Source organism: Hyphomonas sp. UBA3601 (assembly GCF_002375605.1).
In the GTDB taxonomy this organism is placed as follows: domain Bacteria; phylum Pseudomonadota; class Alphaproteobacteria; order Caulobacterales; family Hyphomonadaceae; genus Hyphomonas.
On the sequence record NZ_DFME01000034.1, the window covers coordinates 17,802 to 29,180 of the forward strand.

Sequence of the window (11,379 nt, forward strand, 5' to 3'; positions counted from 1 at the left end):
GGTGGCGCGCTTCACCTTCGAGGAATTGTGCGCCCGGCCGCTCGGGTCGCGGGACTATCTGGCCATCGCCGCAAATTTCAACACGGTGATCCTGTCAGGCATTCCGACGCTGGGACCAGAAAACCGCAACGAGGCGGCGCGCTTCGTGGCACTGATCGACGCGCTCTATGAAGCGAAGATCAAGCTGGTGGCAAGCGCAGCCGCCGAACCGGAGAGCCTTTATCCCGAAGGCGATGGCAGTTTCGAGTTTGAACGCACGGCCAGCCGCCTGCATGAAATGCGGTCTACGGATTATTTGTCCGAGGCCCGTGTTGAACTGGAAGCCGACTAGACGCCGCCTGACGCAAAGCGTCTGCAAGGCTGAGTTGGCCAGACAGGTTTTTCGGCGCGCCGAACTTACGCGAGATGTAGCGAACCAGAGGGCGTTCCAGGTATAGGTGCGCGACAACGGACGCGATTGTGCACCCGATCACGAACAGCAGCGCCATGATCCAAGGCGGCAGGAATTCCGGTAGGTGCAGGAATTTCGCAACCGGCACACCGGCGGTCATCATTGGCATGTGCACAAGATAGAGCATGTAGGACGCGTCGCCGACCAAACGAAGGCTGCGCGGAATGCTCAGGCGGCCAGCGGTTTCCATTGCGGCGAGCGCGGCAATGATCGCGCTGGCAGAGGCACCGAACAGGACCGTGCGCACACCAAACCCGATCTCGACGGGGCGATAGATATCGTTGAGCCCCGTCATCAGGAAGACCAGCAGACCGCCGACCAACAGGCCGCGCGCTGCATTCCGTCCCAGATGCTGGAAGGACACCGCCGCCAGACCGCCGAACAGGAAGATCAGATTGTAGGGCGAGAACAGGAAGTCCGCCGGGAACAGTACGTCCTGGCCAAATACGGTGAGCGCGCAGGCGGTAAACCACATGCTGAGGATGCCGAGACCGACCCAGCGATGCAGGATAGCGAGGCCGAATATGGCGTAAAACAACATTTCATGTTGCAGGGTCCATGAAACCTGAAGAATCGGAGTGTCTTCCATTGGCACAAGGAAGAGGTTCGGCAGCAATTGCCCAAGACCCGGCATATAGCCAAGTCCGACGGCCGGGATCAGGGCACCGGCCAGGACCATCGGGATGAGAACCAGCCAATAGGCCGGATAGATGCGCGAGACCCGTTTGATCGCGTAGCTATAGGCCTTTTGAGGGGCACCAAAATCCCGACGATGGATGTAGAGCATCAGGAATCCAGACAGGGCGAAGAAGAATTCAACACCCGAATAGCCCATATTCGCTACAGGATGCAGCGCTTCGCCCGTTTCCGCATAAAGCCGCTTTGGCAAGATGAAGATATTAAGGTGATAGAAGACGACCATGAGCGCAGCGATGGCGCGCCCGCCCTGGAGTGATGTCAGATGAGGAAGACGCATGCGCGTGTCCTTTTCGGTATGGCACCCGGGATTTCGGAGCCGCCAGACCAGATTCAGGACCAGCCGCGACAATGCCGTTCGTCCTGTGACAGGCAAATCGTGTACCAGCCCGCCGGAGCGACCTGCGCCTGCAACGCCCGTGAAGGCGCTCGGTGGACAAGATCAGGAATTTGCAAGCGCCCGGGTCAGGTATCGGGCGGAGGCAGGCGCAACTCGGCATCATGCGGGCGAGTCATCGGAAATAGCGTTGTTCCGACGCGATGGTCGCCCGCATCATGCGCAGGCGCGTGTTCGGATGCGCTGCCCATCGCGACCTGACAGGCCTTTGAGAGGGTGAACGCCAAAGGGTCAGGCCGCGCGACTGTTGGCATATCCCCGATTGCCGCGATCCAGACATTCCCTCGCGCATCGCACATGGTGAGGAACGGCGTGCCGCGACCTCTCGTTCGGCGCACATACAGGCGCAGAAGGATGAGCTGCAGCCATATCCAGAAACGGAATGGCTGAAGATGCGGCTTCAATACCGGTGGGGGCGCAAACAGGCTGTCCATCCGCGCAAGTATATGTCCGGCGCGTAGAGGCGGCGGATACGTTCTCGCGGGCACCCCTACTGGCAACAGGCGCAACGGATTCCTTGCGGGACAAGGACGCGATTATGCCCTGAAGAAGGCTGCTTCAGCCCGCCCGCACATTGATATCGGGCGCGGTCATCTCCTGGCAAAGCACGGCCCGACCAATGAGGTAGCCCTGTATGAGATCACAATTGCGCGCGGCGAGCTGTTCGAGTTGCCAGCTGGTTTCCACGCCTTCGGCGCAGCTGATCAGATTCATCTCGCGGCACATCTTCAGACTGCCAGTCAGCACTTTGGGCAGGACACCGGAATCGCTCTTCTTGCCGAGCAGGCTCTTGTCGAGCTTGACCTTCTTGAAGGGCAATTCCTCCAACAGGGAGAGCGAGGAATAGCCGGTGCCAAAGTCATCCAGAGCCAGAGAGACCCCTGCCCCGACAATCTTGCCAAGCACGTGTTTGCTCGTATCGATGTTCCTGAAAAGGACGTTTTCTGTGATTTCGAGTTCGATCCGTTCAGGCGCTATGCCATGGCGACGGAGCGCGTTCAGGAAATGGTCAGCAAATTCCAGAGACGTCAATTGAGAGGGAGAGACGTTGAATGACAGGAAGCTGGTACCCCCGGGCAACCAGCGCAAAGCCTGGTTCAGCATGGACCAGAAGAAACTGTCGATCAGGCCAAGGCGCTCCACTGCCGGCATGAATTGCTTGGGCGAGGGCTGCCGGCTGAGGCCGCTATGCGGCCAGCGCGCAAGCACTTCATAACCGGCAATTGAGTGACTGCGCAAATCCAGAATCGGCTGAACTGCGGGCTGGAAGCAATTGTCCTTGACCGCCCCGATAATGGTCTTGTCGAACTCTTCGGCGTCCATGTCCGCCATGTCTTCACGGCGATCGAATACCGCAATCCCTCCGCCCTCCGACTTTATCCGGATCATGGCCTTGTCGGCCGCATACATCAGATTGGCCTTGTCAGCCGCGTCATCCGGAAACGCAGCGACCCCGATGGAGGCGCCGACCGTGACGAGCCCGAGATCGGTTTCTATCGGAGAAACCAGAGCACTTTGGACAAGCGCAGCCAATGCCAGTGCGTTATCGCCAACTGATGGAATGATAAACGCAAACTCATCTCCGCCAAGGCGACAAGCATGCTGACAGCCCTCCATCTCCGACAGGCGCGTGGCGAGAACCTTCAGGACATGGTCCCCTATCGCATGCCCATAGCGATCATTCAGGGGCTTGAACCTGTCCAGGTCGATCAAGGCGCACATGAAGGGCTGGCCCTGTGCCACCAGAGTCTCCATTTCCCGCACAAAGGCGCGGCGATTCAGGATTCGGGTCAATGGGTCTGTGTCGGCAAGCTGGCGGATCTTGCGCTCGGCGCGCTCACGCTCCTCGATCTCGGCCTTGAGTTCAGTCAGCATACTGGCATGAATTTCGGTAAGGGCATGAAACACACCAAGCGCGTTGAGACATCCGGCATAGATGCCGTCTTCATGCGCAAGGATCAGACCGTTGGTTAGGAGGTCTGATTTGTCCCGGATACTGCCGAATACGGTCGCGGCATCCTCCGATAGCTCCATCACCAGCACGTTTCGATCCATTATGCCGGACACACCCTTTTTCTGATTCAGGGCATAGCCGAAAGGATTTGAGATCAGGCGCTGGAAAGCCTGAAGGGACACAAACCCTGTCGGCTTGCCGTTAAAATCGACAACCGGGCACAGTGTCGCTTCAGGGTTCTTGACGAAAAACGCGGATACCGCATCAAAGCTGTCTCCGAGAGAGAGCGGCTCAAAATGCATCCATGACGTGGAGCGAAATCTCATAATAAACCCATCTGCCCCACCCAAAAGGCCTTATGGGTTCTCGCTATCATCACAGTCTGAAAACTTTGTAACCAGTAATAGCCACAACAGCGTACAAGACTTTGACTTTCATGAATTTATTGTGACGCACACTTCAGGAGTGGCCTGGAACTCCGACGACAGATTGGGCAAGATGTTCGGGCGATACATCCGCATTCTTGCGCGCGACCACGCTGAATGACGCATCCGTTTCGAGCACGACCAACTCAGCTTCGGCAACGCGTGTCAGGCCATTTTCCCGCAACGCGGCGAGCACTTCGGACTTGGTCAGACGCTCATCGCGAATATTCTGCATAAGGTACTGACCCCGATATACCAGAAGTCGTGGACTGGATTTCACAAGCCATTCCACAGAGTCGCTGCGCGCCAGAACGAATGTCAGCCCCCATTGAATAAACAGGAGGACTGCAATGGCGAACAAGGCTTCGACGGCCGTGACGGAATTCGAGGTGATACCCGCTCCAGCGATTGAGCCCAGCGCCACGGTCACCACCCAGTCAAAATTGTTCATCTGAGACGTAGACCGCTTTCCAGCGAGCCGGATGAAAGCGATGATGGTGAAATATATGACTGGGGCGGCAAGCGCGATACGGACAAGATCTTTCCATCCGTCGTAATAGATTGCTGAAATATCCATCAGTCGACTGCCTGCACGATCTCATAATCTATCGGCTTGTAGCGAAAATTATTGGACTCTCCTGCGGAGCAGCTGGTCATGCCGATCAGAAGGTCCATGCAGGCTTCGAACGTAATCGACTGCCCCGCTTTGCTCAGAGGTGGCAAAACCTTGATCTCGCCCGTCTGAGGATCTGTCGCGACATGCATGAAGATGTTGAACGCGATCGGAATATCATCGGGGCCTATGCCGTATTCGGCCAGGGCTGCTTCGAGGTTTTCCTGACAACCACCTTGGGGATCAGCCTCATTGTACAGCTTGCGGAACGTATCCTTCGAGCAGGGCGTCAGCGTGAAATCATGACGGCCGACCTCATCCTCGACAATTTTCAACATGTCACGGCTGCGATTGGAGTAGAGCATGTCTCCCGTGGTCAGGAACATGCGCCCGGCATAATCGAGGGAACGCCCGGATGAAATCATTTCCTTCCGGTCGTCCAGATTGTAGGCGACCATGTCGCTGACTTGTTCGCCTTCGGGATCTGTCACAGTCAGGCGTTCGCCCTTGCGCAGGATGAAGGCCGTGCCGGATTTCGGGGGGATACGGTGACTCATTTCGCAGGCTCCTGCGGGGTGAACGGACATTTCCACTCAGGACCGACTTCGCGGCCTGAATATTGCGCGGCTTCAGACCCCCGGCCGAAATCTGCCAGCATCGGATTAACCGAACCGGCAAGCGCCTTGTCGCGCTCTCGAATGATCTGCTTCATTTTCTCGAACCGGCCATCCTGGCGCAGGCGTTCGAATTGCTCATGCGAATTGAAGACGAGCGCAGGAAACTCGAAACGACGGGCTGGTCGGGATGCGTTCGGGTGCAGGCCGATGACGAAGAAGGCCTCGCCCAGCAAGCCCATCGAGAAATGTGCCGATTCCGGATCACGCTCCGCGCTCTCGGCCCACCCCCTGCCCTCGACCACATCGAGATTGTGCAAGGATTGAAGCCGGTTCCAGAGCGCACGCTCGAATTCAGTCTCTGACAGCTCGGTCGGCCCCGTGAAGATGGCGACGAAGGACTGAACCACAGGGGAGCTGAAATCGAGCTCCTCGATAAACTCTTCCAGTGCGCGCCTGAGATTGATGTCACCTGCAGCGGAATCTATGTCGCCGAATTCCGCAATGACCAGCTGATCGCGAACCATTGCCGATTTTGCCCCAATACAGGGAAAGGAATCTGATTGCACGAATTGCCGGAAGGCGTCCGTGCGGGTGAGAGTGGTGCTGCCCATTTGGTTGTGTCCTGTCATATCTGGGCAATCAACCCCGCAACCTTCAAACCGGTTCCGCAACTTCTGACAGCAAGGTGTGGCGGCCTTCTGGATCACTTTGCCGCCACAAGATATACTTTCTCGTGAGCGTGAAATCAGACGCTTGAACCCCCTTCAAAAGCAGGGGCCGAATGCTTATTTATGTTAAACCGCGATGACATTCATGCGGTTTATACGGGGCGACGCCGCCGCCATGCGGGGCTAAACGTCAGGAAGAAGATCTGATTGCCGGAACGATCGCCGCAATGCGGGGTTGGTCTGCAAAGGAGGAGATTAGATATGGCGAACAAAACCGCCAGTGCGAGTGTGGCACTCAGCCCGGAGCAGGGCCTGAGCCGTTATCTCACCGAAATTCGTAAGTTCCCCATGCTCGAGAAGAATGAGGAATTCATGCTCGCGCGGAAATGGCGCGAACAGGAAGATACCCAGTCTGCCGAGAAGATGGTGACATCCCACCTGCGTCTCGTTGCGAAGATCGCAATGGGCTATCGTGGCTATGGCCTGCCGATGGCCGAAGTGATCTCCGAGGGCAATGTCGGTCTTATGCAGGCCGTGAAGAAATTCGACCCGGACAAGGGTTTCCGACTGGCAACCTATGCCATGTGGTGGATTCGTGCCGCCATTCAGGAATACATCCTGCGCAGCTGGAGCCTCGTGAAACTCGGCACCACGGCCGCGCAGAAGAAGCTGTTCTTCAACCTTCGCCGCCTGAAAGGCGAAATGAAGGCTCTGGACGAAGGTGACCTTCGTCCTGAACAGGCCCAGTTGATCGCCGAAAAGCTGAATGTGACAGAAGCTGAAGTGTATTCGATGAACGGGCGTATGTCCGGCTCGGATGCTTCGCTGAACGTGCCAATGGGCACCGATGGCGACATGGAGTGGCAGGACTGGCTGGCCGACGATGATCAAGGCCAGGCCGAAGAGTTTGCTGACAAGCAGGAATTCAATGCGCGGATGGAATTGCTGACCGCTGCCATGGAAGACCTGAACGAGCGCGAACGCCACATCCTGACCGAGCGCCGCCTGTCGGAAGAGCCGAAAACACTGGAAGAACTGTCCGAGGTTTACAGTGTTTCGCGTGAGCGTATTCGCCAGATCGAAGTGCGCGCGTTCGAAAAGCTCCAGAAAGCCATGAAACGTATGGCCAAGGATCAGGGCCTGCCGAACATGGCCCCCAACCCGGCTTAGTGACCGGTCAGGTTCGAATACGCATCTTCATCCAGCTCAGACGGCCCGCTTAACAGTGGGCCGTTTTTCATTGGACCCACCGCGGCAGAATTCAGCGACCATTCTCCCTGTTCTCTTGACCAAAGTGTCATCAGACATGCCGAATAGGCTCCGCGGATGAACCTGCCCGCAGCCACATAGGGATGCGAACCGATTTCAGACTCGCAAATTATGTCTGACGGCTTTCTTGGAGGAATCTGGACTTCACAGATCAAGGGATCAGGCTGAGGGCCAACAATTGATCTGGCTGGAGCGCGGCGACACTCGGGAAACCCCACATGTATCAGCTCGTGCGATTCCCGCAGTCTATGGACAAGTCCTATATCATCTTCGCTCAGCGAGCTGAGGAGAATTGGTGGTGCCTCTGCCCCGCTATAGCGGGTCATTTCCAAATTTAACTGAAACTGTTTGTCCGTAACGTGTTCCAACATCGCCTTGCGGTGCATGCGGTTTCCTGCAGAGATCGCGACCACGCAAAACGCGACCAGCAACAATACAAGGATGAGCCTATGGTGCCAAAGCACCACAATGGTTTTCATCATGATATTCATGCGTCCCCCCGGCCCGCCTGCAAATCCTTCGCAATCTCCCTCTATCTATTTATGATTGCGATAACAATACCAAACAGTAGAATTTTTCTCCTATTGGGAGAATTATTTGAACTGAAGTGCGGAGGGATCCCCTGCAGGAGAATGTTCGGCCTGGATCGTCTGTGCCGGACGTCGATTTGTCCGTATGGGTGAAGTATGCTCGTAGTCGGCCGAGCCGGATTCGTTCCACGTCATGGACGCCCCGCCAGTTGGACGACGTCTTGCGCCTCAGCATAGAGAAATTGAGATGGGTTTTGCGATAGAAGTTGATAGCGCGACAGATGCGAGGCTGGAGGCTTACACATCCATTCGCGAGAAGGACCTGACTTCAGGTCATGGCGCGCGCTTCATCGTCGAGGGCAAAGTAGCGCTGGAGACAGCGCTGCGTCGGGGACGTTTTGCGCTGGAAAGTGTGTTCCTTGCAGAGAACCGGGCCGCACCGCTGGCCGAATTGATGGCCCTCGTGCCGGAGAACGTGCCGGTCTATGTCGCGCCCCAGTCGGTGATGGATGCGGTCGCAGGGTTTCCGATGCATCGCGGCGTGCTTGCCTGTGGGCTGAAAGGCGACATCGCCGAACCGGCCGCGTTTCTCGCCGCCATAGAGGCCGGTCCCTCTACCCTGCTCCTGATGTCAGACCTGTCCAATCACGACAATGTCGGCGCGTGCTTTCGCAATGCCGCTGCCTTTGGCGCAGATGCGGTGCTGATGGATGGTCAATGCTGTGACCCGCTCTATCGCAAGGCCATCCGCGTCTCCTCCGGCAGCAGCCTATGGCTGCCCTATGCCCATGGCGGGACGGGCCTGGACATGGTGAACGCGGCCAAGGCGGCGGACTATGAGGTCTGGGCGATGACGCCGCGTGCAGAAGCCCCGCCGATCACCGAAATGGTTGTGCCGGACCGACTCGCCATCCTGCTCGGTGCCGAAGGACCGGGGCTGCCGGACGAGTTGATCGCGGCTTGTACGCCCGTGCGCATCCCAATGTCGGAAGGCTTTGACAGTGTGAACGTGGCGACCGCCGGAGCGATCGCCATGGCTCACATATTCGGGGCGAAGGCCTAGAAGACGCGCGGGCGTTCCGTCTTGTCGATGTGGAGGCCGCATTCGGACTTCTCCTGTCCGGCCCAGCGACCCGCGCGGGGATCGTCCGGATTGTCGGACGGCTTCGTGCACGGCCAGCAGCCGATGGACGGATAGCCCTGAGCAACCAGCGGATGGCGCGGCAGATTGCGCTGCTTGATCAACAGTTCCACATCGTCCGGAGTCCAGTTGGCCAGCGGGTTCACCTTGTAGCGTCCGTTCGCAAACTCGAAGACCGGCAGGCTCATCCGGGCCCCACCATGAAAGCGTTTGCGACCGGTGATCCAGGCATCAAAGCCCTCCAGAGCCGGCTCCAGCGGGCGCACCTTGCGCAGTGCGCAACAGGCGTCCGGATCGGTTTTCCAGAGATTGTTCTTCGGATCGAGCACCTTGCGCTCGGTCTCACTCGGCGGAATTTCGCGCACACCGGTCAGGCCGAGCTTTTCGATCAGCTCGTCCTTGTAGTCCAGCGTCTGCGGGAAATGCATACCGGTTTCGAGAAACACGATGGGCAGGTCAGGCTTCACGTCCGCGATCAGGGCCAGCATAGCGACACTCTCGGCGCCGAAACTGGATACGTAGGTCAGGCTGTTGGCCCATTCGCGAACCATGGCGACGCGCAGCACCGTCTGAGCGGAGGCGTCGCGCAACTCACCATTCAGGCGAGCGAGGCGGACATCCGCAGCTTCGGACTTGCGGGCAAGACTGTCGCCATAAGGCATAAGGATCAGCTTTCGTGTCTCTTGCGGTACACCGGCGTCCGATCACCCGCTGCGGGCTGGTAGACGTCGGAATACTCTTCCAGTGCGTTCACCACTTCATGTAGGTCAGCACGGGCGGTCTCGTAAGCGTCAAAGCCTGAACGGTTCATATAGAATATCTGATCCCGCAGGACGTGACCCACAGCGCGAAGCTCTCCGGTATAGCCGAAGCGACGGCGCAAAAGCTGGGCCTGGGAGTATCCACGACCGTCAGTATATTTAGGGAAACTGATCTCGATCAGTTGCAACCGGTCGAGATATTCCTCCAGTTCGTGCGGGTCGTCGCCCGGTTCCAGCCGCACACCAATATCGGTGTTGCGGGCCAGAAGAATGTCTCGCTCGCTGCGAAATCGTCCGAGCGAAACTGTAATACATCCACCAGGAGACAGCTCACCTTCATCCGGGACATAGGCCCAGATATTGTCGATCTCTGTGCCGTTCTTAACCAGCGGCATAAAGCGCCTCCTTGAAGGGGTCATGGCCGAGGCGGGCCAGCGTCTCGATGAACAACTCGCCCTTGTCGGCGCGCAGCTCGCGATAGGTGTCGACGACGCGTTTGAGGGCGCCGGGCACGTCATCAGCCTTCAGGCCGGGGCCGGCAATATCACCGATCGCGGCCTTCTCATCAGCGCGGCCACCGAAGGTGATCTGATAGAATTCCTCACCCTTCTTGTCGACGCCGAGAATACCGATATGGCCGACATGGTGGTGGCCACAGGCATTGATACAGCCGGAAATATTGATGTGCAGGCGGCCGATATCTTCCTGATAGTCTGGATCGGCGAACACTTCCTGAACCGCCTGCCCGACTGGAATGGAACGGGCATTGGCAAGGTTGCAGTAATCGAGACCTGGGCACACGATCATGTCGGTGATCAGGCTTTCGTTTGCGGTATGCAGCCCGGCAGCCTTCAACTCGCGATACACATCCGGCAGGTCATCCAGCGCAACATGTGGCAGGACGAGATTCTGGGCGTGGCTGACGCGGATATCGTCATAAGCATACGTCTCGGCCAGATGCGCTACGGTCATCATCTGAGCGTCGGTGGCGTCTCCGGCGAGACCGCCAATCGGCTTCAGGCTGACCGTGACCGACGTGTAGCCAGGGGTCTTGTGCGGATGGAGGTTGATCCGCGCCCAGCGCGCAAACTCTGCATCATCGGCCTTCAGGGCCTCGAATGCCGAAGACGTGTCTGGCTTCGCGGCCAGTTCCGGCGGCGCAAAATAGGCATGGATACGGTCGATCTCGGCCTGTGGCAGGTCGATTTTCTCATTGTCGCGTTGGGCGGCATATTCCTCTTCCACGAGGCGGCGGAACTCGGCTTCGCCCAGTTCGCTGACAAGGATCTTGATGCGGGCTTTGTATTTGTTGTCCCGGCGGCCGAAGCGGTTGTAGACGCGCATGATGGCTTCGAGATAGTCGAGCAATTCGGCTTCCGGCACGAACTCGTTGACCAGGGTCGCGAGGTGCGGCGTGCGCCCCTGCCCGCCGCCGACATGGACTTCAAACCCGACCACGTCGCCGCGCTTGCGGATATGCAGGCCGATATCGTGCACGCGGATTGCAGCGCGATCATGCTCGGCCGCCGTGACGGCAATCTTGAACTTGCGCGGCAGGAAGGCGAACTCCGGATGGAACGTGCTCCACTGGCGGATGATCTCGCACCAGGGGCGCGGATCCATCAATTCGTCTTTCGTCGCACCGGCATAATGATCGGATGTCACGTTGCGGATACAGTTACCGGAGGTCTGGATGGCATGCATCTCGACCTCGGCCAGCTTGGCCAGCACGTCCGGGATGTCTTTTAACGCGACCCAGTTGAACTGTATGTTCTGGCGCGTGGTGAAATGGCCGTAATTCCGGTCATAGTCGCGCGCGACGATGGCCAGTTGGCGCAGCTGACGGCCATTCAGCTG

12 protein-coding genes are annotated in these 11,379 nt (G+C 58.0%); 3 read left to right on the forward strand and 9 right to left on the reverse strand.

The genetic code is table 11. The features are described from left to right. On the forward strand, window positions 1-331 hold a 331-nt coding region (zapE, locus tag B4F73_RS03850; protein ID WP_290482543.1), incomplete at its 5' end, for an AFG1/ZapE family ATPase. Here zapE and B4F73_RS03855 read toward each other — a convergent pair. The 5 genes from B4F73_RS03855 to gntA form a co-directional block, all read right to left on the reverse strand. Further along, complete coding sequence (locus B4F73_RS03855; protein ID WP_290482544.1) at window positions 285-1,427, reverse strand: acyltransferase family protein; 1,143 nt, start codon at window positions 1,425-1,427, stop codon at window positions 285-287. The genes zapE and B4F73_RS03855 overlap by 47 nt on opposite strands. Before the next feature lie 675 nt (window positions 1,428-2,102). Then, the gene (locus B4F73_RS03860; protein WP_290480511.1) at window positions 2,103-3,824 is read right to left on the reverse strand and encodes an EAL domain-containing protein; all 1,722 of its coding nucleotides are present in this window, start codon (window positions 3,822-3,824) and stop codon (window positions 2,103-2,105) included. Between the two features lie 133 nt (window positions 3,825-3,957). Next, complete coding sequence (locus B4F73_RS03865) at window positions 3,958-4,500, reverse strand: DUF421 domain-containing protein (RefSeq protein ID WP_206992119.1); 543 nt, start codon at window positions 4,498-4,500, stop codon at window positions 3,958-3,960. Then, complete coding sequence (locus B4F73_RS03870; RefSeq protein WP_290482545.1) at window positions 4,500-5,093, reverse strand: urea carboxylase-associated family protein; 594 nt, start codon at window positions 5,091-5,093, stop codon at window positions 4,500-4,502. Before B4F73_RS03870 ends, B4F73_RS03865 begins: the two co-directional genes overlap by 1 nt. Continuing rightward, window positions 5,090-5,764 carry a guanitoxin biosynthesis heme-dependent pre-guanitoxin N-hydroxylase GntA gene (gntA, locus tag B4F73_RS03875; RefSeq protein WP_034817095.1) on the reverse strand — a complete coding sequence of 225 codons (675 nt, stop codon included), beginning with the start codon at window positions 5,762-5,764 and terminating at the stop codon, window positions 5,090-5,092. Before gntA ends, B4F73_RS03870 begins: the two co-directional genes overlap by 4 nt. A gap of 318 nt (window positions 5,765-6,082) precedes the next feature. Here gntA and rpoH point away from each other — a divergent pair, with 318 nt between their 5' ends. After that, window positions 6,083-6,991: an RNA polymerase sigma factor RpoH gene (gene rpoH / locus B4F73_RS03880; protein WP_206992117.1), complete on the forward strand. Its 909-nt coding sequence runs from the start codon at window positions 6,083-6,085 to the stop codon at window positions 6,989-6,991. On the opposite strand, the gene B4F73_RS03885 is transcribed toward rpoH, so the two are convergent. After that, on the reverse strand, window positions 6,988-7,581 hold the full coding sequence (locus tag B4F73_RS03885) for a hypothetical protein (protein WP_290482546.1): 594 nt from the start codon (window positions 7,579-7,581) through the stop codon (window positions 6,988-6,990). The genes rpoH and B4F73_RS03885 overlap by 4 nt on opposite strands. A gap of 286 nt (window positions 7,582-7,867) precedes the next feature. Here B4F73_RS03885 and B4F73_RS03890 point away from each other — a divergent pair, with 286 nt between their 5' ends. After that, window positions 7,868-8,683: a TrmH family RNA methyltransferase gene (locus B4F73_RS03890; RefSeq protein WP_290482547.1), complete on the forward strand. Its 816-nt coding sequence runs from the start codon at window positions 7,868-7,870 to the stop codon at window positions 8,681-8,683. On the opposite strand, the gene B4F73_RS03895 is transcribed toward B4F73_RS03890, so the two are convergent. The 3 genes from B4F73_RS03895 to B4F73_RS03905 all read right to left on the reverse strand — a co-directional run. Then, entirely contained in the window at window positions 8,680-9,423 is a 744-nt protein-coding gene (locus B4F73_RS03895) for a phosphoadenylyl-sulfate reductase (protein ID WP_290480517.1), read from the reverse strand. The genes B4F73_RS03890 and B4F73_RS03895 overlap by 4 nt on opposite strands. A 5-nt stretch (window positions 9,424-9,428) precedes the next feature. Next, entirely contained in the window at window positions 9,429-9,917 is a 489-nt protein-coding gene (locus B4F73_RS03900) for a DUF934 domain-containing protein (RefSeq protein ID WP_290482548.1), read from the reverse strand. Continuing rightward, on the reverse strand, window positions 9,904-11,379 hold a 1,476-nt coding region (locus tag B4F73_RS03905; RefSeq protein ID WP_290482549.1), incomplete at its 5' end, for a nitrite/sulfite reductase. The genes B4F73_RS03900 and B4F73_RS03905, both read right to left, overlap by 14 nt.

What these genes read in the sequence shown, in the direction of transcription:
- B4F73_RS03890 (WP_290482547.1), top strand. Translation starts at nt 7,868, where the DNA reads ATGGGTTTTGCGATAGAAGTTGATAGCGCGACAGATGCGAGGCTGGAG.
- B4F73_RS03885 (WP_290482546.1), bottom strand. Translation starts at nt 7,581, where the DNA reads ATGAATATCATGATGAAAACCATTGTGGTGCTTTGGCACCATAGGCTC.
- B4F73_RS03900 (WP_290482548.1), bottom strand. Translation starts at nt 9,917, where the DNA reads ATGCCGCTGGTTAAGAACGGCACAGAGATCGACAATATCTGGGCCTAT.
- rpoH (WP_206992117.1), top strand. Translation starts at nt 6,083, where the DNA reads ATGGCGAACAAAACCGCCAGTGCGAGTGTGGCACTCAGCCCGGAGCAG.
- B4F73_RS03860 (WP_290480511.1), bottom strand. Translation starts at nt 3,824, where the DNA reads ATGAGATTTCGCTCCACGTCATGGATGCATTTTGAGCCGCTCTCTCTC.
- B4F73_RS03870 (WP_290482545.1), bottom strand. Translation starts at nt 5,093, where the DNA reads ATGAGTCACCGTATCCCCCCGAAATCCGGCACGGCCTTCATCCTGCGC.
- B4F73_RS03865 (WP_206992119.1), bottom strand. Translation starts at nt 4,500, where the DNA reads ATGGATATTTCAGCAATCTATTACGACGGATGGAAAGATCTTGTCCGT.
- B4F73_RS03895 (WP_290480517.1), bottom strand. Translation starts at nt 9,423, where the DNA reads ATGCCTTATGGCGACAGTCTTGCCCGCAAGTCCGAAGCTGCGGATGTC.
- B4F73_RS03855 (WP_290482544.1), bottom strand. Translation starts at nt 1,427, where the DNA reads ATGCGTCTTCCTCATCTGACATCACTCCAGGGCGGGCGCGCCATCGCT.
- gntA (WP_034817095.1), bottom strand. Translation starts at nt 5,764, where the DNA reads ATGGGCAGCACCACTCTCACCCGCACGGACGCCTTCCGGCAATTCGTG.